The sequence below is a fragment of the Planktothrix serta PCC 8927 genome (genome assembly GCF_900010725.2).
Classification (GTDB): Bacteria; Cyanobacteriota; Cyanobacteriia; order Cyanobacteriales; family Microcoleaceae; genus Planktothrix; species Planktothrix serta.
Window position 1 is genome coordinate 99,655 of record NZ_LR734875.1, and the last position, 18,321, is coordinate 117,975.

Consider the following 18,321-nt stretch of genomic DNA (forward strand, 5'->3'; position numbering starts at 1 on the left):
TCAGAAAATCGTCTAAAATACGATCTGAATGATTTCAGGTTTGGAGAGGTGGCAGAGTTGGTCGAATGCGGCAGACTCGAAATCTGTTAGGGGTCTTGCACTCCTCGTGGGTTCGAATCCCACCCTCTCCGTTCAAACTCTAAAAGTTCCGAAATCAATTTCGGACTCTAGAGACTTGTCAATACGGGACAGAAAAACTGGCTCGACAAATACAAATAATTAATAAATTGAATTAAATATATCAAATCTGTAGGGGCGGGTTCGACAAAATCTTTCAAATCTGACAAATAATCTTTCTATAGCGCTACGCGCGAGGGAACAGGGAACAGGGAACAGGGAACAGGGAACAGTAAAAAGTGAAAGAGTTTGAGAATTCAGAAATGTCCTAACCGTAATGCGTAGCGCTATAAACCTGCCCAACCCACCCCTATCTCAATTAATGTAAAAAATTAGTAAAATAATTTGAGTAATTATAGAGGGGTTGTGTTGATGTCTTTAATACCATTCACAGAAGCCATAGAAGCGAATGCACTTGATAATATTCGTTTAATTGCAACGGATATTGATGGAACTTTAACAAAACAGGGAAAATTTACAACGGATTTATTACAAGCTTTATCTCAATTAAAACGAGCTAAAATTCCGGTAATTTTAATTACAGGACGTTCCGCCGGATGGGTACAAGCGTTAAAAAATTATCTTCCAGTGACAGGTGCGATCGCCGAAAATGGCGGATTATTTTATCCCTTTGAGTCCGATCAGCCTCAATTTTTAAGTTCCTTAAATTCCCTATCTCAACATCGTCAAAATTTAGCCACAGCCTTTCAAATTCTCCAAGTCCAATGTCCTCACTTACAAGCCTCCGCCGATAATCCTTTTCGGTTTACAGACTGGACTTTTGATATTCAAAATATTAGTTTATCGGAAATTCAACTGTTAACAGAACTCTGTGAAGAATTAGGCTGGGGATTTACCTATAGTACCGTTCAAGGTCATATTAAACCCAAAACCCAAGATAAAGCAACGGGATTATTAAAAATAATTCAACACTATTGGTCAGAATTAACCCCTGAACAAATTCTCACCATTGGTGATAGTCCTAATGATCAAACCCTTTTTAATTCTGAGTTATTTCCTCAGTCCGTTGGAGTTGCTAATCTTTTAGACTACACGGATCAATTAATCCATAAACCCCGGTATGTAACCGCAGGTTCAGAAGTAGAAGGGTTTTGTCAAATTGTTAATATTTTTCAGTCTTGAAACGAACCGCTTATAAACCTGTTTGTTAATAATATTTAACGGTCTACAAACTCGGTTTATTAAACAATACCTTACCTTTTATAAATTATGAACAATCAAGCTAAAATTTACAGTTTATATTTTGCAATTGATAGTCTAATCACTTCAATTTGCACTATTATTAATAATCGGGAGAATTCCAAAAAAATTGATAGGGATGAACTGTTTAATAAATTCTGGACTAATGGTAAAAAAAAATATTCTGAGCTAAACTATGATTTAGTAGCCGAAATGGGAATAGCTAATTATAAGGCAGAAGAGGAGTTTGGTAGAATTGCCTTAGCAATAGAAAATGCTTTAGGGAAATTAGAAAATGATCGTCATTGTTACTGGATTTATTGCCTGTGGTTTGCCTTGAATATCGCCCTAGTTGACTATTCTTTTACCGATCCCTTAGCCAACCAACATAACCTATATTCGGAGATGGAAGAGCGGTTAAGATTGGGTTATCAAAAATATCTGTCGTCTTCCCAATTAACTCTTGAAGAATGGCAGAATATTGATTCGATAGTTAAGTCAAAATTGGGGAATTTTTAAAGGGAGGATTAGGAATTGACACTCTCAGGTCTGAAGACACTGAGATTCTAACTTCAACCTAGATACTTGCTCCGCCAGGGTTTCCCCAAGAAGAGTAGAGGTTTCTAGTCCATTAGCGTTACTTCGGGGATGCCCTCCCCTAGCTTGTTTACCAAGATNTACTATGTTGCATAGACCCTGCCTTCCCTTTCCTCTCACCGCCAAGCTGAGTACAGCTATGGCGGGAGTCTCCAAGGAGGAAGAAAAATGACAATGATGCTGTGGCCGATTGCCAAGTTGATCGTTGTGGCATAACGTTAAACTAAGCTTTGGCAAAATTTAAGTTAATTCCCTTATTTCTGAGGACAGGACAGAAAAACGCTATGGCTAACGAAATCAATATCCTCAATGTTCCTATCCATAACATTAGCAAAACCGAGCTTCTCAAACGACTGGGTGCAAAAGGTGGTGTTGTTTTTACGCCCAATGTTGATCATTTGATGAAGTTGCAAAAAGACCCGGAATTTTATGGAATCTATCAAGATTCAACCTACCGAGTTTGTGATAGTAAAATCCTGATTTATGCTTCTAAATTTTTAGGTCAGCCCATAATAGAAAAAATTTCAGGTTCGGATTTATTTCCAGCATTCTATGATTATTTCAAAGACAATGAAGAAATGACCATCTTTTTGATGGGGGCTGCGGAAGGCGTAGCTAAACGCGCTCAGGAAAAAATTAATGCCAAAGTAGGCCGGGAAATGATTATCGAGTCCTATTCTCCTCCCTTTGGATTTGAAAAAGATGAGGTAGAATGTCAACGGATTATTGATCGGATTAATAATTCGGGTGCAACAGTATTAGCAATTGGTGTGGGTGCTCCCAAACAAGAAAAATGGATTTCACAATACCGTAGTCAACTCAAAAATATCAAAGTTTTCTTAGCAATTGGTGCAACAATTGACTTTGAAGCCGGAGAAAAAGGTCGCTCTCCCCAATGGATGAGCGATATGGGGGTCGAATGGTTGCACCGTTTGTTTTCTGAACCTGGACGTTTATGGAAGCGGTATCTGATTGAAGATCTGCCTTTCTTCTGGTTACTGATTCTGCAAAAGTTAAAACTGTATAATCCTCCGTTCTCCACGCGAGAAGAATTTGTCAATTGGGAATCTCCTCGCTTGGGACAACTGTTAAGAAAAGCTGGTTTACTGTCTGCTGATCAAGTAAACCAGGTCTTAGAAATGCAGATGGAACAACCGGAAAAACGATTCGGCGATTTTATTGTTGAGTTCGGATGGTTGGAACAGGAAACGGTTGATTTCTTTGCCGATTATTTACCCGATTTAGCACTGTCAAAACATCGGCATCCTTTGGGTTACTATCTATACAAAGCTAAATTGTTAAATGAAGCCCAAATTGATTTAATCCTAGAAGAACAAGGGGAATTGAATCTAAGGTTTGGAGAAGTTGCGGTGATGAAAGGCTGGATCAAACAGCAAACTCTCGATACCGTATTGGATTACTTAACCCAAGAATTTCGGGATTCTTTCGCGGCTTAATCACTCAAGTTTCTGTTTTGTCCTTTGGACTCGTAGAGATGGTTTAACATTCATCTAAGCGAGTCTTTTTTGTAATAGGAGGGAACAGGGAACAGGGAACAGGGAACAGGGAACAGGGAACAGGGAATTACGAATTACGAATTGGGAATATAAAGGGTATCTCGTTGTTGAGCAGGACGTCCGAGGGATGCGATCGCCTGAATTAAGGTTTTGGGTTCCATAGAGGTTCCACCTTTCGCACCCGCCATTGTGGTGATGTGTTCTTCCATTAACGTCCCGCCAATGTCATTACATCCCCATCGCAAGGCTTCTGTAGCACCTGCTAAACCCAATTTCACCCAACTGGGTTGATGGTTAGGGATATAATTACCGAGGAAAATTCGAGCAACGGCCGTTAATAATAAGGTATTAGCTAACAGGGGTTGATCCCGTCCTACTCGTCGCCGTAAGGGAGCCGGAGCCGTTTCTCCGACAAAAGGTAAGACAATAAATTCTGTAATTCTAGCGGGATAATTCCGTTCAATGGCTTTTTGTTGGAGCGATCGCAACTGTTGTAAATGGTACATTTGCTGTTGAGGGGTTTCAATATGACCCGATAACATTGTGCTAGTGGTGGGAACACCGAGACGATGGGCTGTTTCAACAATTTCTAACCAAGTGGCGGTATTAATTTTTTCAGGACAGATAATTTTTCGCACAGAATCTTCTAAAATTTCCGCAGCAGTCCCAGGCATTGAACCGACTCCAGCATCCTTTAAAGCCATGATCACATCTGCATAATTGAGATGATCTTCCCTGGCAATAAATTGTACTTCTTGGGGGGAAAAGGCATGAAGATGCAGGTGAGGAAATTGAGTTTTAATCGTTTGAATTAAATGCAAATAATAGGGTAAGGATTTCCCCTGAATTTTGGCTTCCAGGTTTAACCCGCCCTGCATACAAATTTCCGTCGCGCCCCGTTGAACCGCCTCAGCCGTTTTTTCTAAAATTTGATCAATTTCCAACCAAAACGCCCCTTCATCTCCCGCATCTCGACGAAACGCACAAAAACTGCAATGCTGTTCACAGATATTCGTAAAATTAATATTACGATTAATCACATAAGTAACGGTTTCTCCCACTTGTTGCGATCGCCAGCTATCACTCACCCCTCGAATATTTTCCAGGATCGCTGGATCAGTTTGTTCCAGCAAAATCACCCCCTCCTCTGGGGATAAATCATTACCTGCTACAGCCCGGTTAAGAATGGTATCAACAGTTAAATTTAGTATCATGAATTGATCAATATAAAGATAAGTGACCTGAATCGCTCTTGGACGAAGGGAACAGGGAATACCGAAACAGGGAAGAGAGATCAATCCTCTGTATTTCCCCCTATCCGCCGATTTTCTTTGTGATCTTGCTGTTTACTCTTAAAATCTCGCCATGAACAATTTGTTATTTTTTCAAAAAGGGTTGCTTTTATTCAAACATGAAGGTATTTTAACTGCTGGTACTGGAGTGTTGCAAGTTTCTTTGAGTTTAGGCATCAGTTGGTTTTTGCTTCATGCAACACCTTTAACTTTTCTATTCGGAGACTCAACGGTCGCTCTCGCTCAAACAACAACAGAATCTAACATTAATTCTTTATTTAAAACCGGAATTGACCAATTTCGTCAAGGGTTATTTTCTGAAGCCTTAGCAACGTTTAACACGGTTTTAGAACAACAACAGAAACAAGGTCAAAAAGCTGAAATTGCGGAAACCCTGACTTATATTGGGGAAGTTTATACCAATTTAGGGAAGGATGCCGAAGCCATCAACGTTTTACAACAAGCTCTCAATTCTTATCGACAATTCAATCAAGAAGCCGCAAACAAAAACCCCGAATATCAAACGGGAATCAGTCGGAGTTTAAATTTGCTAGGATTTGCCTATCGCAATCAGAATAAAGTCTCAGAAGCCCTGAAATTACATCAAGAAGCGTTACAAATTTCCCAGTCTATTAATGATCGGGTTAATATTGGCGAATCTTTGCATAATTTAGCTTCTGATTATACCACTTTAAACCAATATGATCAAGCCTTAAACTTGTATCAACAAGCCCGAAAAATCCGGGAAGAAGTCGGAGATAAACGGGATCTTAGTCGCACTTTAAATAATTTAGGCGCTTTGTATTTAATTCAGGGAGATAATCAAAAAGCCTTAGAGATTTATCAACAAGCTTTAGCCCTGCGTCGCCAAATTGGAGATCAAGCCGGAGTCGGACGATTATTAAGTAATATTGGGCTATTGTATCGTCAGTTAGGAGATGATTCTCAAGCCTTAATTTATTTTCAACAAGCTTCGGAACTGATGCTCAGAATTGAGGATAATTCTAGTGCTGCCAGAGTCTATAATTTAATGGGGGAAATTCATGTGAAATCTAAACAAACTGATCAAGCTTTAAATTCCTATCAAAAGGCAATTGAATTGTCAAAAACAGCCAAGGATCAAATTAACTTAAGTACAGCCTTGAATAATTTAGGAACTGTTTATTATAGCCAAGGTCAATATTCGCAAGCGTTAGAAGCCTACCAAAATGCGTTCTCTATTTATCAAACCCTCAGTAATAAACCCGAAATGGGTACAACCTTAAACAATATTGGACAAGTTTATGAACGTTTAGGAAATTATCCCCAAGCCTTACAAACCTGGAAAGAAGCCTTAGCTATTCTCCAACAAACCGGAAACCAAAAAGCTGTTCAAGAAACCCAACGCAGTATTGACTCGGTACAAAAAAAACAAGAAGGTGGGGCGTAGGATGGGTTGTATGATTGTCTGTTAACTGTTATGGGCGGGGTTAACCATTGGTGTCAACTTAACGCTAGAAGTAGGCGCTCAAACCCGAATTCACGCGCTATCTGATTCCCAGTCAATGATCCCCCCTAACCCCTTAACAAGGGGGGAACAGGAGATCCAAGTCCCCCTTTTTAAGGCAGGGCTGTTTCATTCTACAAAATTGGGGAGACAAATTGAGTCCCCAATTTTCTAAATTAAAACCCNCCTGGGATGCGAAGCTAGTCCCCTGCTCTGTCGCTTAGTATTAAACAGCCATTTGGGAGGCAGTGTACTCAGCCTAACAAGCCTTGATAACATTGGCAAAGCTAACTTTACCCTAGAAATAGGAGGGGGAGAANTATTGCAGCATTTGTATCTCTATGAAGTTCACATCCACAATTACAAATATGGGTGCGAGTTGATAGAGATTTTTTTACAATTACCCCGCAATTAGAACATCTCTGTGAAGTGTAATGAGGTGGAACCGGAATTGCTAATTTATCAAATTTAGCTGCAAAATATTCTATCCATTGTCGGAACAAATACCAACTGGCATCACTAATTGATTTAGCTAAACAGTGGTTTTTAACCAAATTCCTAACACTTAAATCTTCATAGACGACTACATCGTTAGATGTGCATACGTTACGCGCAGTTCTCTTTGCGTGTTCAATCCGTTGTCTGCTTACTTTTAAGTGTTTTTTGGCGTAAATTTTTCTGGCTCTCCGTCTACCCGATGAACCTTTAACTTTCTTGTAAATCTGTCTCTGAGATTGCTTAATTGATTGTTCAGCTTTTCTCAGGAAATTAGGATTAGGTTCGTGATAGCCATTTGAGTCTGTGTAAAACGATTCTATGCCAACATCAAGTCCAATTTCCTTTCCGGTTTTCGGTTGAACATCAGTTACATCAATGTTTAGACAAAACTGAGTATAATACCCATCAGCACGACGAATTAGACGTACTCGCTTGATGTCTTTAACGTTGTAAGTATGGATCTCCCATTTTCCCAACAATTTAAGTTTGCCAATCCCGTTTTTGTCGGTAAAGGTAATCTGTCTTTTGGTTGGGTGCAACTTCCATCCCGATGTTTTATATTCAACAGAACGGCAATCTTTCTGGAATTTGGGATATCCTTTTTTACCCGAAATCTTTTTCTTACAGTTGTCGTAAAAACGACTAATGGCAGACCACCCCCGCTCGGATGCGGATTGGACTGCCATTGAGTTTAGGTCAGCAACAAAGGGAAATTCATTTCTGAGAGTTGTGGAATATTTATTTAAAGCAAATCTATCAATCTTCAATTCTCTGGAATTATCCATCCAGTATCTAATCGCTTTATTGCGAATGAATTGAGTGGTACGAATTGCTTGATCAATTGCTTTATATTGATTGGGTTTACCTTTAACTTTGTATTCTAAAACTATCATGGAATTCTCCTATTTTCGACCTGCTTCTATGTTAACATAAATCAGGAAAATATTCACTGGGGTTAAAACCCCCTGGGTCGTTTTTCATCTCAGGTCTGAAGACACTGAGTTTTCAATCTCCCATCCTGGTCTTATAAAAATATTTCGATGCCAGCCCAGACACACAGGAATTCAAGCTTGTGGAGAGGATGTAAGACTCGTTAATGCTTGCATTAAAAAGCATTCTTCTGTGAAACAAGAATCCCCCGTCACAGCGTAGTAGCTTGACGGAGGAGTGTCAAAATTAGAGAATGGAACCATTATTCAATCACGGGTAAACCCATGAAAAGTAACCCCAGAATTTTTATTCCCAAAGAAGTCAGAAGATATGTATTTTTACGAGACAATTATCAATGTAAAAGTTGTGGAAAAACAGACAGTGAAACCCAACTGACGATTGATCATATTATTCCTTTAGCCAAAGGCGGGTCTAACGATATTAGTAATTTGCAAACCTTGTGTTTTGAATGTAACCAGAAAAAGAAAGCGGATTTTGATCCCCGTTTCAAGCGAAACTTTACAACTTAAAGGTTAAACCCAAAAATGATAAAATAGGAGATACAAACTGCCCCCTTCGTGATTTGAACTTATACAAATGATCAATCCTCTTAGAAAAAAACTGCACTATTTAGTAGATCAGATCTCCGAGGAAGACTTAGGAAAAGCATGGAAAACTTTGCAAATCCTATTTTACAATGCCTATATGCTCAAAGCCATCGAAGAAGCGAAGGAAACTCTAACACCTGGAGACTCCTTGACTTATGATGAAGCATTAGAAATGCTGCATTTTGAGTTTAGTCGAGCTAATGCTGCTCATTCAGAACATCACCATCCCACTTATCGCCCTATCCCCCAAATTAATGACTGAGTAACTCCATCGTGACGCTTGATGTCCGCTATGGTCGATCTTTTATTTATGACCTGATGAGCTTAGAACCCTCCGCTTATTCTAAGGTCTACCATTTTGTGTTTGTTGAATTTAAAAATATTAAACATCTTAAAGATTTACCCGATCTTAAACCTTTAGGTTCTAGTGCAATCTTTTATCGATTTACTTTAGAAAACTATTTAATTGGAATTGAAGTTACAGGTCAAATTGTCAAATTTGTCCGCATTTTACCCAAACCCCATTTTTAAGGGTGTCAGTGAACCGCCAACAGCTAACAATTTATTACCAACTGTTAAGGTGTATTGCAAAGCGTCACAACTGAGGAAGAGAAAATGGCTCAGACGTGAGCGTCCGTGATACCATCAGACATTAGTAAAAAGACGAGATAGATTGGGAGAAGACCGTTGACACTAAGGGTTGCTGTTGTTGGTTCTGGCCCTGCGGGTTCTTCCGCAGCCGAGACGCTAGTGAAAGCAGGCATTGAAACCTACCTGTTTGAACGCAAGCTGGATAACGCCAAACCCTGTGGTGGGGCGATCCCGCTTTGTATGGTGAGTGAGTTTGACTTACCTGCTCACGTCATTGATCGGCGGGTGAGAAAAATGAAAATGATCTCTCCCTCGAACCGTGAGGTTGATATTTTCATTGAAAAAGAAGACGAATATATTGGAATGTGCCGTCGGGAAATTCTCGATGGGTTTATGCGCGATCGCGCCGTCTCTTTAGGGGCAATTTTAATCAATGGTACTGTTCATCAATTAGAAATTCCTCAAACCAGTTCCAAGCCTTATGTGATCCATTACCATGATCATGCAACGGCCGAAGGTGGCGTGGGTACACCCAGAACCCTAGAAGTGGATGTGGTGATCGGGGCAGATGGGGCTAACTCCCGCATTGCTAAAGCCATGGATGCTGGGGATTATAATTATGCGATCGCCTTCCAAGAACGCATCCGTATCCCCGAAGATAAAATGGCCTATTATGAAGATCGGGCGGAAATGTACGTTGGAAACGATGTTTCTCCTGACTTCTACGCCTGGGTATTCCCCAAATATGATCACGTTGCGGTGGGAACTGGGACAATGAAACCCAACCAAGCCATGATCAAACAATTGCAAGCGGGAATTCGCGCCCGGGCAGCGAACCGCATCGAAGGCGGTAAAATTATTAAAGTCGAAGCTCACCCCATTCCCGAACATCCCCGTCCCCGTCGGGTTGTGGGACGAGTGGCTTTAGTCGGAGATGCCGCCGGAACAGTTACGAAGTCCTCTGGAGAAGGCATCTATTTCGCCGCCAAGTCTGGCCGGATGTGTGCGGAAACCATTGTGGAACGGAGTAATAGTGGTCAACGCATTCCCACAGAAGCGGATCTGAAGGAATATATCAAACTCTGGGATAAGAAATATGGCATTACTTATCTGGTGTTGGATATTCTGCAACGAGTCTTCTATCGCACGGATGCGACCCGTGAAGCTTTTGTAGAGATGTGTGCTGATAGAGATGTGCAGAAGTTAACCTTTGATAGCTATCTGTACAAAACCGTTGTTCCAGCCAACCCTCTAATTCAGATGAAGATTACCGCAAAAACCCTGGGGAGTTTGTTACGCGGAAGTGCGTTAGCACCGTAATCAGTTATCAGTTATCAGTTATCAGTTATCAGTTTAAGAGTTAAGAGTTAACTTCTTTTCTTGACTGATAACTGATTATAAGGAGAATTAAGTATGAGTCCAACAAACCCATCAGAAGAACAACTCAATACGGCGGAGATTTTGCAATTAGTTCAACAAGAAAAAACAGCTACCTTGAGTCATTTAGTTTCTAGTGTTGTCCATGAAATTAATAATCCATTAGGGTGTATTGCAGGGAATATTACTTATATTAAAGATTATGTCAAAGATTTATTAAATTTAATTGAATTGTATCAAGAACATTATCCCGATCCTGTTAATGAAATTACTGATGAAATTGATGCGATTGATTTAGAATATTTAATGGAAGATGTGCCGAAATTGTTATCGGCTATGGAGAATGGAGCAGAACGTTTACATCAAATTAGTAATGCTTTACGAACCTTTGGGAGATTTGAGAGCGATCGCAAAGTTTTATTTAATATTCATGATGGCATTGATAGTGTATTATTAATGTTAAAAAGTCGTTGTAAAGGAACTAAAATCCGATCTCCTATTGAAGTGATTAAAAACTATGGAGACATCCCGGAAATTAACTGTTATCCAGGGCATTTTAATCAAGCTTTATCTTATTTAATTAATTATGGAATTGATGCTTTAGATGAAAAAGCCAAAGCTCAACCCTCTAACCCTGAATTTAAACCGACGATCACGATTAAAACCAGCTTAACTTCAGATGCTGTTATTTTATCAATTCAAGATAATAGTTTAGGAATATCTGAGAGTGATCAAAAGACTATTTTTGAGGAATTATTAGTCACAAAACGGGTAGAACAAGGAACCGGAATTGGTTTATCCGTCAGTCGTCAAATTATTGAAGATCGACATCAAGGTAAAATTAAATGTCAGTCATCGTTAGGAATTGGAACCGAATTTATCATCGAACTTCCCAGAGCATCGGAGTCTTAAACTTAATCCTAATTTTGATTATTAAATACATCTTCATAAATTTGCGCCATTGTTAACGTTAACCCCACAGATTCTAAGATTAAATCGTCTTTTTGTCCTAAGATTTGGACAGTCCAATTTCCTTGATCATCTTGACGATAAACTTCCACTTGCATTTGATTTTGGGAGACTAAAACATATTCTTTTAAACTGTCTAGGGTTTGATAGTTGATTAATTTTTCCCGTCTATCGGTGGTTTCTGTCGTTTCTGAAAGAACTTCTATAATTAAACTAGGTTGAGTTTTAAAATATCTGTGATTATCTTGGGGGTTACAAGTGACCAGCAAGTCAGGATAATAGAAAATATCGTCTTGAACTTTAACTTTCATATCTGACACAAACACCCGACAAGAACTTCCCCGCAGATGAGGACGCAATAAAGCCAAAATATTTCCTACAATAATATTATGTTCCTCACTCGCACCCGCCATCGCAAATACATAGCCACCGACATATTCATGGCGAGTAGGACTGTTAGCTTCGGCGTTTAGATAGTCTTCAACGGTAAATAGGGGTAAGGGCGATCGCATTTTTTATTCCTCGTCATTATCTTTTATAAACATTCTATTAACATTATAGTCAAGATTATAGAAGTTAGGATATACTGAAAGTAACTAAATTGAGTAAAGCTGATGAAAGTTAAAGTAACAGAACAAGGTGTAGTTATTCCCAAGGATTTTCTCAAGGGAGTTGAAGAGGTAGAAATTCGTAAGGAAAATAATATTATCTTTGTGATCGTAACTAATCAGACAGATCCAATTTTTGAGATGGGGATGAACCCGGTAAACTGCGGGGTTTCTGATGCGTCTGAAAAACTAGATAATTATATTTACGGTTCTGTTGTATCAAACTGAATATATGCTTTGAATACTGGATTTAATAGAAAGAGCGATCGCCCTCCTCCTTCAACTTTTTCGATTAAATTCCGTCGAATTAAGGATTGTATTGCTTGCATAAATTCAGGTTTTGATAATACCAGGTTAGCAGGTTTTTGGGAAATATTCACAGGTTGATCTTCATTCGCTAACCAATTAATTACCGTTTTTTCTGATTCCGATAAACGCTCTAAGTGTGATTTTAAATTAGGTTCTAAATCCCCTATATAGATATCATTTTGTTCAGTTAAAAATAAAGAAACACTACCGTTAAACAGTTCAATAATTGTTGAAGCAATAATCTTTAACCACCTGGGATGACCTTGATATAGGGTAATTAATTCTAACCAGTTTTCCTGATCAATTAATCCTTTTTCTCTGAGTATTTCGGTTGCTTCTTCTCCTAATCCTTTGAGATTTAAGGTCTGTGTTGATCTATTCTCAGCTTCTAATGTAGCGATTTCTATGGGTTTTGTCCAACTCAGAAGAATTAAACAACTTTGATGGGGAGATGTGGCAATTTGTTTAAAAAATTTACTATAATCTTCATATCCGGGTAAATATTGACCTGCTAATTCACCTCTTTTTAAAATATCCTGTAAGTCATCAAGAATCAGTAAACAGCGACAGTTACGAAAATAATCAATAACTGTAGATAAGGGAGTTTGTTGAGATTTGGAAAAAAATTGTTTGAGTTCGGTTTGTAACGTTGAAAGCGTAGGAATATTATTAAGACTTTTCCACATAATATAATCGAATTGTGTATTTATTTCTTCGATGAGTTTAAGGGCGATCGCACTTTTTCCAATTCCACTTAATCCATAAATCGTAATTAAGCGAGTATGGTCTTCTAATATCCATTGTTTGAGGGTGGTTAATTCTGAAGTGCGATCGTAAAAGGTTGTTAATTCGGGTGCTTCTATTAAATTGATGATTGTTGATTGATTTTGAGTTTGGGATGTTTCTGGGGGAGATTGCGATCTCGTTTGTGTATTTTTAATATTTTTGATAAATTGATTACAAATATTAATATCAATTTCTTGTAATAAACAGTCGCCTGAATTAGAAACTTGAGAAACCCTATATTTTTTCTCTACCTTAGAACGAAAATTAAATTTCTTGAGATCTTCTCCTAAGTCTTCACCCAGCTTTTCCCATAACTTAGCCGCTTCTTTTTTAACGTGAGATTCACTACAATGGAAGTCTTTAGCAATTTGAGGATATTTTTGTCTTTGCCAAACACCCGTTAGTATTGCTTCCTGTAGGGGTGTGAGATTTTCTCCAGTTTTATCAAAAATTGAATTATTAGCCCATTCTACAACATCTTCAACATTCATGGGTCAGGGTTGAGTGCGGTTGAGTGTACTATATCCTACTAAATCCTACTTTGTCAACTGCATTGTACCAGATTCTACTAAATTGGTTCGGGATGGTTGGAAAAATTGGGTGCTAAATCCGACTGTTTGGACTTGTCATATATAACTATAACCAAATACAATATTTTAGTTAGCAATATAGTAAAATGCTTAAAATTATGAAAATATGAAAACAACTTCTAATAAGCTTTTATTGCGAATGGTTTCATTAATGGCGTTTCCATTGGCTTTTTTGTCATTGAAAAAAGATTATTTTATAGAAAAAACATTTTCAATGACACCAGCAATTCAAGATGATCAAAAAAATATTATTAGCCAAAATCCAAAAGGAATGATGATTTTAAGTGACAGAGACACCACTTTAGCAATTAACGCTTGGAATGGTGCGCGTCATGGAGGAGAATTACGACTGCATAATGCTTGCCGTCCTACGAATCCTGATTGTACTTGGATCTATACCACAGATAGAATGCTTTTAAGTGCAAGAGATCCATCATTAGCTATTAAGGCTTGGAATGGTGCCAAACATGGTGGTGATATAAGATTAAGCAATAATTGTTCAGCCAATGACCGTAATTGCACTTGGACTTATAGAGGTGGAATGTTTATTAGTGATATGGATACGGGGGTAGCGATCAATGCTTGGAATGGAGCAAAGTACGGCGCAGAATTGAAATTACATGAAAGATGTTTAGGAAATAATCCTGATTGTACTTGGAAGTTTTGGATGCCATCTTCGTAAGAGGGATAACTTAGATAATCTCGATCGCGCCTCCTCTACCATCCCCAGTAGGAGAAAAAGTGTTTCTTCAAAAACCTCTACCTCACTTTAGGGGATAAAAAGCCGACTTACACCCATATAAGTATTAATATCAATCACAATTTCAACCAGACGAATTGCACAACGCTCCCGATATTCAAAATCATTCAAGAAGCGATCAGCATCGCTAATAGTAATCACGGGGAGTGATGTAGAAGTTATTTCCTCGCGCATCACTTGTTCCAGAGAGTTATCACCCTTCATGCTCCGATTTGCGGTCAATAGAATCATCTGGTTTGATTGAGCTAACCGCCAAACTACCCGATCATCACTATTGATTGGTAAGCCTATTTCATCAAAGGTGATAAATCGAATCAGTACCCAATCTAGCCAGCCGCTATTTAAAATACTACCTGAGAGAAGTACGGCGTGTCCTCTTAAATTATGATCAACTAAAAAATTCATAGCTGAGACTTGAATTTAGCCTTAGCTGCTTGAAGTTTTGCTCGAATAGCTTCTTGACCTGGCTTTGGTGGTTGAGCGGCAATTCTAGCAATCAGATCGCGGTTTTTTTCTTCATAATACAGCCGCAGTTCTTCAGCTTCTTTAAGAACGATTTGATACTCAGCTTCAACATCAGCGCGATTTGCCTCAATATAAGCTAAAGCTGCGTTAATTTGTGCCTCTGTCAGATCAAATAATCCCCTGATAAACTTAGGTGGATATTGAGCCGTCACATAGTCCATAATATCGTAGATAGTAATGCGTGTACCTGCGATTGTTAGTCCTCTTTCTGTGCGGATAATAGCTGTTTGTTCGTTAGGTAGGGTTGTCATATTTATAGCCTCCTAGTTCTCTAGTATGCGAACTATTTCCTGTGGTTTTAGAACGGGAATATTGCTCATAATTTATCGGATCACTATCTGTTGTGTCCCTATAAACTCTGTCTCAAGAACGAGATTATCATCCTCTAAGAGCATCTCAATTACCTCACGCAAATTCTCCTGTAACTCATCCAATGTTTCTCCCTGGGAATGTGCGCCAGGAAACCCAGGAATATAACCAACGTAAAGATTGGTATCAGAATCTTTTTCGATTATAGCAGTAAATGTTTTCATAAGATTCGCTTTCGATTGCCACCCAACTATATTTCCTTGCATCATTATCTCTTGAATTACGGCTTAAAAAACAAGCAATTGTTGGTTGATTCTGCTGTAGATGAAACAGAACTGAAGCATAGACTAAGGCATCTTGAGGCATCAAAGCATAACGGTTTTCATAAGTTGCTGCTTCAGAGAGAATATTCCCATTTAGTGGGATAATATCTGCATAACTCAATAACCTATTTCTATATTTTGCAAATCGTTTTGTTTCTTCCACATCAATTTCAACCAATAAATTAAAAAACTCTCTAATATTATTTTGAATCCGATTTTTATAGGAAACTGTGCGTTCAAGCTGTTTGAATTCCCGATCAAGAGATTGCTGCAAAGCTTTACGGTTTCTAGCTTGGCGAATTAGTTTTTCATGAGGTTCAGCTAAACTATAGGCGGGAATAATTAATGTTGCAGGTTTTTGCTCACTCAGTAACAGAATTTCTTCACAGCTTTTAAACTGTTCTTGCTCGAAAACTAATTCTAGGACAAAATTAGTCTCAACGTAAATATTCACGCAATATCCTCATATTGAAAATAACCACCTGCTATAGCAGTCCCTAGCCCTGACTCAACTAACCATTGTTGAGATTTATCACCCTCTTTACCCAAAGTTTGAGAATGAATTATTTCTCTTAACCAAGAAGTAACAATCATTTCAAAACTCTGGGGATTGATTTGATCTGCGGTAACTCCAGCCCGTTCAAAGTAAGGTTTAAAAATCAAAGTGGCATCAATAATATAAGAAGGTTCTGCGATCTTTTTTTGATGATTAAGATTAGACCATAAATAGATTGAATCAGTAAAAACTAACATAATATAAGGGATTTTCGTAAAATTTTCACTCTTAAAAATTTTCCAGCCTAATTCTATCACCCAAGGGAGTGGAGGATTAGATCGTCGCTTCACTTCAACAATTAATATCAGTTGGTTTTCAGGATTATAAACCGATATATCCCAACGAGAACGTCCAGATGGTTTTGATCCTAAATCATTCCCTTTAAAGGTAGGAAGTTGAGAGTTTTTTTCAGGATTTTCAACCTGAAGTTCTGCTAAAACACGGGTTGCGATCGCATTTTGTTCGTCTTCTGGGAGTTTTTCCAATTCTTCCATAACTTGCTGAAGTAATTTATTCATTTTCATTTCTCCTGTTCTCATTATTGGTGAAGTATTACTAACTACCAGCATAAATCAAATCATCATCTAATTCTTCTGGAGTGTAGTGTCGTAAAACTCCACGCGCTCCTAATAGTTGGCCAAATTCATATTTATCCATAACAGCTAATTCTCGTGCTTTACCAAAGGATAATAGATCCTGGGTATAGAGAGCGATCGCTAATTCTTGTCGTAATTCCTGTTCAATACGTTGTTCAGGTAAACGAATTGCTTGTAGAACAGAATCAGAAATTGAAATTTGTATTCCCATAAGCGCGATTATTTCTATTAATAATTGTTATTCTGTTCGCGTCATTTTGGTGTTTGATTGCTGGCGCTGTGCAATTTCAATTAACATCCTTAATGCCTCATTGACAGCTTGATCATTAGGAAAAGCTTGAGCAATATCGGGGTCTAAAAGCACTAAGTTTGTTCCCGCACGATACCGCTCAACATACTTACCTTTAACACCTCCTTCCAATTGCTGAAAATCATACTCAGACAGTAATTCATCTTCCATTTCGTTCTGTTTATCCTTGTTCATAAAACCTCTGCTCCTGTCGTGTGGCTTTTCGGGCACTGATGATTCGTACCCTTTCTAATCGATCAGTGTGTGCAACAATTAAAAGTTGCCCAAACCTAGATATACCTATAATAATATAGCGGCTTTCTCCGATCAAATTTCATACTTAGCTTGCTTCATGGCAGCTTGGATGTATTAAAGATATTAATCCTAGAGCGATCGCATTTATTGATATATATGATCAACTAAAAAATTCATAGCTGAGACTTAAATTTGGCTTTGGCTGCTTGAAGTTTTGCTCGAATAGCTTCTTGACCTGGCTTTGGTGGTTGAGCGGCAATTCTAGCAATCAGATCGCGGTTTTTTTCTTCATAATATAGTCGCAATTCTTCAGCTTCTTTAAGAACGATTTGATACTCAGCTTCAACATCAGCGCGATGGGCTTCAATATAAGCTAAAGCTGCGTTAATTTGTGCCTCTGTCAGATCAAATAATCCCCTGATAAACTTAGGTGGATATTGAGCCGTCACATAGTCCATAATATCGTAGATAGTGATGCGTGTACCTGCGATTGTTAGTCCTCTTTCTGTGCGGATAATAGCTGTTTGTTCGTTGGATAGGGTTGTCATATTTATAGCCTCCTAATTCTCTAGTATGCGAACTATTTCCTGTGGTTTTAGAACTGGAATATTGCTCATAATTTATCGGATCACAATCTGTTGTGTCCCTATAAACTCTGTCTCAATAACCAGATCATCATCTTCTAGGAGCATCTCAATTACCTCACGCAGATTCTCCTGTAACTCATCCAATGTTTCTCCCTGGGAATGTGCGCCAGGAAACCCAGGAATATAACCAACGTAAAGATTGGTATCAGAATCTTTTTCGATTATAGCAGTAAATGTTTTCATAAGATTTGCTTTTGATATTGCTGATGTAAAAGGGTAAGCTGATCCACAATAGCCAAATTTAAAATGGGTGAAGTATTATTAACTACGAGCATAAGTCAAATCATCATCTAATTCTTCTGGTGTGTAGTGTCGTAAAACTCCACGCGCTCCTAATAGTTGGCCAAATTCATATTTATCCATAACAGCCAGTTCTCGTGCTTTACCAAAGGATAATAGATCCTGGGTATAGAGAGCGATCGCTAATTCTTGTCGCAATTCCTGTTCAATACGCTGTTCAGGTAAACGAATGGCTTGTAGAACAGAATCAGAAATTGAAATTTGTATTCCCATATTCGTTTAAGGTTTATTGAGTTAACACAGAAACTTATCTGCTAATGTCTTGACTTACCCTTTCAGCTAAAGT

At 38.4% G+C, this 18,321-nt stretch carries 26 protein-coding genes and 1 tRNA gene; 12 read left to right on the forward strand and 15 right to left on the reverse strand.

Translation table 11 applies throughout. The annotated features are described in order from the left end of the window. Positions 1-42: 42 nt before the first annotated feature. The 4 genes from PL8927_RS15350 (at position 43) to PL8927_RS15365 (ending at position 3,371) form a co-directional block, all read left to right on the forward strand. A tRNA-Ser gene (locus PL8927_RS15350) sits at positions 43-131 on the forward strand. Positions 132-489: 358 nt separating this feature from the next. Next, complete coding sequence (locus PL8927_RS15355) at positions 490-1,260, forward strand: HAD hydrolase family protein (RefSeq protein WP_083623095.1); 771 nt, start codon at positions 490-492, stop codon at positions 1,258-1,260. Positions 1,261-1,347: 87 nt separating this feature from the next. Next, positions 1,348-1,836: a hypothetical protein gene (locus PL8927_RS15360; RefSeq protein WP_083623097.1), complete on the forward strand. Its 489-nt coding sequence runs from the start codon at positions 1,348-1,350 to the stop codon at positions 1,834-1,836. A gap of 362 nt (positions 1,837-2,198) precedes the next feature. After that, positions 2,199-3,371 (forward strand): WecB/TagA/CpsF family glycosyltransferase, encoded by a 1,173-nt coding sequence (locus PL8927_RS15365; protein WP_083623099.1) that lies wholly within the window; start codon positions 2,199-2,201, stop codon positions 3,369-3,371. A 134-nt stretch (positions 3,372-3,505) separates the two neighbouring features. On the opposite strand, the gene cofH is transcribed toward PL8927_RS15365, so the two are convergent. After that, positions 3,506-4,645, reverse strand: a complete 1,140-nt coding sequence (gene cofH, locus PL8927_RS15370) for a 7,8-didemethyl-8-hydroxy-5-deazariboflavin synthase subunit CofH (RefSeq protein ID WP_407947416.1) — start codon at positions 4,643-4,645, stop codon at positions 3,506-3,508. Between the two features lie 151 nt (positions 4,646-4,796). Here cofH and PL8927_RS15375 point away from each other — a divergent pair, with 151 nt between their 5' ends. Then, the gene (locus PL8927_RS15375; RefSeq protein WP_083623101.1) at positions 4,797-6,152 is read left to right on the forward strand and encodes a tetratricopeptide repeat protein; all 1,356 of its coding nucleotides are present in this window, start codon (positions 4,797-4,799) and stop codon (positions 6,150-6,152) included. A 350-nt stretch (positions 6,153-6,502) separates the two neighbouring features. Here the strand turns inward: PL8927_RS15375 and PL8927_RS15380 are convergent, their stop codons facing one another. Further along, entirely contained in the window at positions 6,503-7,600 is a 1,098-nt protein-coding gene (locus tag PL8927_RS15380; protein ID WP_197047431.1) for an RNA-guided endonuclease InsQ/TnpB family protein, read from the reverse strand. Positions 7,601-7,921: 321 nt separating this feature from the next. Between PL8927_RS15380 and PL8927_RS15385 the strand changes: the two genes are divergently transcribed. The 5 genes from PL8927_RS15385 to PL8927_RS15405 all read left to right on the forward strand — a co-directional run bounded on the left by PL8927_RS15385 (position 7,922) and on the right by PL8927_RS15405 (position 11,125). Next, positions 7,922-8,167 carry an HNH endonuclease gene (locus tag PL8927_RS15385; RefSeq protein ID WP_083623103.1) on the forward strand — a complete coding sequence of 82 codons (246 nt, stop codon included), beginning with the start codon at positions 7,922-7,924 and terminating at the stop codon, positions 8,165-8,167. A 67-nt stretch (positions 8,168-8,234) separates the two neighbouring features. Next, positions 8,235-8,507 carry a hypothetical protein gene (locus PL8927_RS15390; RefSeq protein WP_197047432.1) on the forward strand — a complete coding sequence of 91 codons (273 nt, stop codon included), beginning with the start codon at positions 8,235-8,237 and terminating at the stop codon, positions 8,505-8,507. 11 nt (positions 8,508-8,518) lie between these two features. Next, positions 8,519-8,776 (forward strand): cytotoxic translational repressor of toxin-antitoxin stability system, encoded by a 258-nt coding sequence (locus PL8927_RS15395; protein ID WP_083623104.1) that lies wholly within the window; start codon positions 8,519-8,521, stop codon positions 8,774-8,776. A 156-nt stretch (positions 8,777-8,932) separates the two neighbouring features. Beyond that, complete coding sequence (gene chlP, locus PL8927_RS15400) at positions 8,933-10,156, forward strand: geranylgeranyl reductase (RefSeq protein WP_083623106.1); 1,224 nt, start codon at positions 8,933-8,935, stop codon at positions 10,154-10,156. 93 nt (positions 10,157-10,249) lie between these two features. Next, positions 10,250-11,125 carry a sensor histidine kinase gene (locus tag PL8927_RS15405; RefSeq protein ID WP_083623108.1) on the forward strand — a complete coding sequence of 292 codons (876 nt, stop codon included), beginning with the start codon at positions 10,250-10,252 and terminating at the stop codon, positions 11,123-11,125. Between the two features lie 8 nt (positions 11,126-11,133). On the opposite strand, the gene PL8927_RS15410 is transcribed toward PL8927_RS15405, so the two are convergent. Next, entirely contained in the window at positions 11,134-11,694 is a 561-nt protein-coding gene (locus PL8927_RS15410) for a Uma2 family endonuclease (protein WP_083623110.1), read from the reverse strand. Positions 11,695-11,796: 102 nt separating this feature from the next. Between PL8927_RS15410 and PL8927_RS15415 the strand changes: the two genes are divergently transcribed. After that, positions 11,797-12,018, forward strand: coding sequence for a hypothetical protein (locus PL8927_RS15415; RefSeq protein ID WP_083623112.1), 222 nt, complete (start codon positions 11,797-11,799; stop codon positions 12,016-12,018). Here PL8927_RS15415 and PL8927_RS15420 read toward each other — a convergent pair. Beyond that, positions 11,994-13,376 carry an NB-ARC domain-containing protein gene (locus PL8927_RS15420; RefSeq protein ID WP_083623114.1) on the reverse strand — a complete coding sequence of 461 codons (1,383 nt, stop codon included), beginning with the start codon at positions 13,374-13,376 and terminating at the stop codon, positions 11,994-11,996. The genes PL8927_RS15415 and PL8927_RS15420 overlap by 25 nt on opposite strands. 205 nt (positions 13,377-13,581) lie before the next feature. Between PL8927_RS15420 and PL8927_RS15425 the strand changes: the two genes are divergently transcribed. Further along, entirely contained in the window at positions 13,582-14,157 is a 576-nt protein-coding gene (locus tag PL8927_RS15425; RefSeq protein ID WP_083623117.1) for a hypothetical protein, read from the forward strand. An 87-nt stretch (positions 14,158-14,244) separates the two neighbouring features. On the opposite strand, the gene PL8927_RS15430 is transcribed toward PL8927_RS15425, so the two are convergent. The 11 genes from PL8927_RS15430 to PL8927_RS15480 form a co-directional block, all read right to left on the reverse strand. Further along, positions 14,245-14,640 (reverse strand): ACP S-malonyltransferase, encoded by a 396-nt coding sequence (locus PL8927_RS15430; RefSeq protein ID WP_083623119.1) that lies wholly within the window; start codon positions 14,638-14,640, stop codon positions 14,245-14,247. Further along, the gene (locus tag PL8927_RS15435) at positions 14,637-15,011 is read right to left on the reverse strand and encodes a DUF433 domain-containing protein (RefSeq protein WP_083623121.1); all 375 of its coding nucleotides are present in this window, start codon (positions 15,009-15,011) and stop codon (positions 14,637-14,639) included. Before PL8927_RS15435 ends, PL8927_RS15430 begins: the two co-directional genes overlap by 4 nt. 72 nt (positions 15,012-15,083) lie before the next feature. After that, positions 15,084-15,338, reverse strand: a complete 255-nt coding sequence (locus PL8927_RS15440) for a type II toxin-antitoxin system HicB family antitoxin (protein WP_331281832.1) — start codon at positions 15,336-15,338, stop codon at positions 15,084-15,086. Beyond that, positions 15,256-15,846 carry a PIN domain-containing protein gene (locus PL8927_RS15445; RefSeq protein WP_083623125.1) on the reverse strand — a complete coding sequence of 197 codons (591 nt, stop codon included), beginning with the start codon at positions 15,844-15,846 and terminating at the stop codon, positions 15,256-15,258. The genes PL8927_RS15440 and PL8927_RS15445 overlap by 83 nt, the downstream gene beginning before the upstream one ends. Beyond that, positions 15,843-16,466 (reverse strand): hypothetical protein, encoded by a 624-nt coding sequence (locus tag PL8927_RS15450; protein ID WP_197047433.1) that lies wholly within the window; start codon positions 16,464-16,466, stop codon positions 15,843-15,845. Before PL8927_RS15450 ends, PL8927_RS15445 begins: the two co-directional genes overlap by 4 nt. Before the next feature lie 37 nt (positions 16,467-16,503). Next, a complete protein-coding gene (locus PL8927_RS15455) occupies positions 16,504-16,755 on the reverse strand; it encodes a UPF0175 family protein (RefSeq protein ID WP_083623127.1) in 252 nt (83 codons plus the stop codon). Positions 16,756-16,782: 27 nt separating this feature from the next. Then, on the reverse strand, positions 16,783-17,028 hold the full coding sequence (locus tag PL8927_RS15460; protein ID WP_083623129.1) for a hypothetical protein: 246 nt from the start codon (positions 17,026-17,028) through the stop codon (positions 16,783-16,785). Continuing rightward, the gene (locus tag PL8927_RS15465) at positions 17,015-17,164 is read right to left on the reverse strand and encodes a BrnT family toxin (RefSeq protein ID WP_083623130.1); all 150 of its coding nucleotides are present in this window, start codon (positions 17,162-17,164) and stop codon (positions 17,015-17,017) included. Before PL8927_RS15465 ends, PL8927_RS15460 begins: the two co-directional genes overlap by 14 nt. 97 nt (positions 17,165-17,261) lie before the next feature. After that, positions 17,262-17,636 carry a DUF433 domain-containing protein gene (locus tag PL8927_RS15470; protein WP_083623132.1) on the reverse strand — a complete coding sequence of 125 codons (375 nt, stop codon included), beginning with the start codon at positions 17,634-17,636 and terminating at the stop codon, positions 17,262-17,264. Positions 17,637-17,708: 72 nt separating this feature from the next. Then, positions 17,709-17,918 carry a type II toxin-antitoxin system HicB family antitoxin gene (locus PL8927_RS15475; RefSeq protein ID WP_083623134.1) on the reverse strand — a complete coding sequence of 70 codons (210 nt, stop codon included), beginning with the start codon at positions 17,916-17,918 and terminating at the stop codon, positions 17,709-17,711. Between the two features lie 78 nt (positions 17,919-17,996). Further along, positions 17,997-18,248, reverse strand: coding sequence for a UPF0175 family protein (locus PL8927_RS15480; RefSeq protein ID WP_083623136.1), 252 nt, complete (start codon positions 18,246-18,248; stop codon positions 17,997-17,999). Positions 18,249-18,321: the final 73 nt, after the last annotated feature.

What these genes read in the sequence shown, in the direction of transcription:
- PL8927_RS15430 (WP_083623119.1), bottom strand. Translation starts at nt 14,640, where the DNA reads ATGAATTTTTTAGTTGATCATAATTTAAGAGGACACGCCGTACTTCTC.
- PL8927_RS15410 (WP_083623110.1), bottom strand. Translation starts at nt 11,694, where the DNA reads ATGCGATCGCCCTTACCCCTATTTACCGTTGAAGACTATCTAAACGCC.
- PL8927_RS15480 (WP_083623136.1), bottom strand. Translation starts at nt 18,248, where the DNA reads ATGGGAATACAAATTTCAATTTCTGATTCTGTTCTACAAGCCATTCGT.
- PL8927_RS15375 (WP_083623101.1), top strand. Translation starts at nt 4,797, where the DNA reads ATGAACAATTTGTTATTTTTTCAAAAAGGGTTGCTTTTATTCAAACAT.
- PL8927_RS15415 (WP_083623112.1), top strand. Translation starts at nt 11,797, where the DNA reads ATGAAAGTTAAAGTAACAGAACAAGGTGTAGTTATTCCCAAGGATTTT.
- PL8927_RS15470 (WP_083623132.1), bottom strand. Translation starts at nt 17,636, where the DNA reads ATGACAACCCTATCCAACGAACAAACAGCTATTATCCGCACAGAAAGA.
- PL8927_RS15450 (WP_197047433.1), bottom strand. Translation starts at nt 16,466, where the DNA reads ATGAATAAATTACTTCAGCAAGTTATGGAAGAATTGGAAAAACTCCCA.
- PL8927_RS15390 (WP_197047432.1), top strand. Translation starts at nt 8,235, where the DNA reads ATGATCAATCCTCTTAGAAAAAAACTGCACTATTTAGTAGATCAGATC.
- cofH (WP_407947416.1), bottom strand. Translation starts at nt 4,645, where the DNA reads ATGATACTAAATTTAACTGTTGATACCATTCTTAACCGGGCTGTAGCA.
- PL8927_RS15355 (WP_083623095.1), top strand. Translation starts at nt 490, where the DNA reads ATGTCTTTAATACCATTCACAGAAGCCATAGAAGCGAATGCACTTGAT.
- PL8927_RS15460 (WP_083623129.1), bottom strand. Translation starts at nt 17,028, where the DNA reads ATGAACAAGGATAAACAGAACGAAATGGAAGATGAATTACTGTCTGAG.
- PL8927_RS15440 (WP_331281832.1), bottom strand. Translation starts at nt 15,338, where the DNA reads ATGATGCAAGGAAATATAGTTGGGTGGCAATCGAAAGCGAATCTTATG.
- PL8927_RS15420 (WP_083623114.1), bottom strand. Translation starts at nt 13,376, where the DNA reads ATGAATGTTGAAGATGTTGTAGAATGGGCTAATAATTCAATTTTTGAT.
- PL8927_RS15405 (WP_083623108.1), top strand. Translation starts at nt 10,250, where the DNA reads ATGAGTCCAACAAACCCATCAGAAGAACAACTCAATACGGCGGAGATT.
- PL8927_RS15455 (WP_083623127.1), bottom strand. Translation starts at nt 16,755, where the DNA reads ATGGGAATACAAATTTCAATTTCTGATTCTGTTCTACAAGCAATTCGT.
- PL8927_RS15435 (WP_083623121.1), bottom strand. Translation starts at nt 15,011, where the DNA reads ATGACAACCCTACCTAACGAACAAACAGCTATTATCCGCACAGAAAGA.
- PL8927_RS15365 (WP_083623099.1), top strand. Translation starts at nt 2,199, where the DNA reads ATGGCTAACGAAATCAATATCCTCAATGTTCCTATCCATAACATTAGC.
- PL8927_RS15475 (WP_083623134.1), bottom strand. Translation starts at nt 17,918, where the DNA reads ATGAAAACATTTACTGCTATAATCGAAAAAGATTCTGATACCAATCTT.
- PL8927_RS15360 (WP_083623097.1), top strand. Translation starts at nt 1,348, where the DNA reads ATGAACAATCAAGCTAAAATTTACAGTTTATATTTTGCAATTGATAGT.
- PL8927_RS15385 (WP_083623103.1), top strand. Translation starts at nt 7,922, where the DNA reads ATGAAAAGTAACCCCAGAATTTTTATTCCCAAAGAAGTCAGAAGATAT.
- PL8927_RS15425 (WP_083623117.1), top strand. Translation starts at nt 13,582, where the DNA reads ATGAAAACAACTTCTAATAAGCTTTTATTGCGAATGGTTTCATTAATG.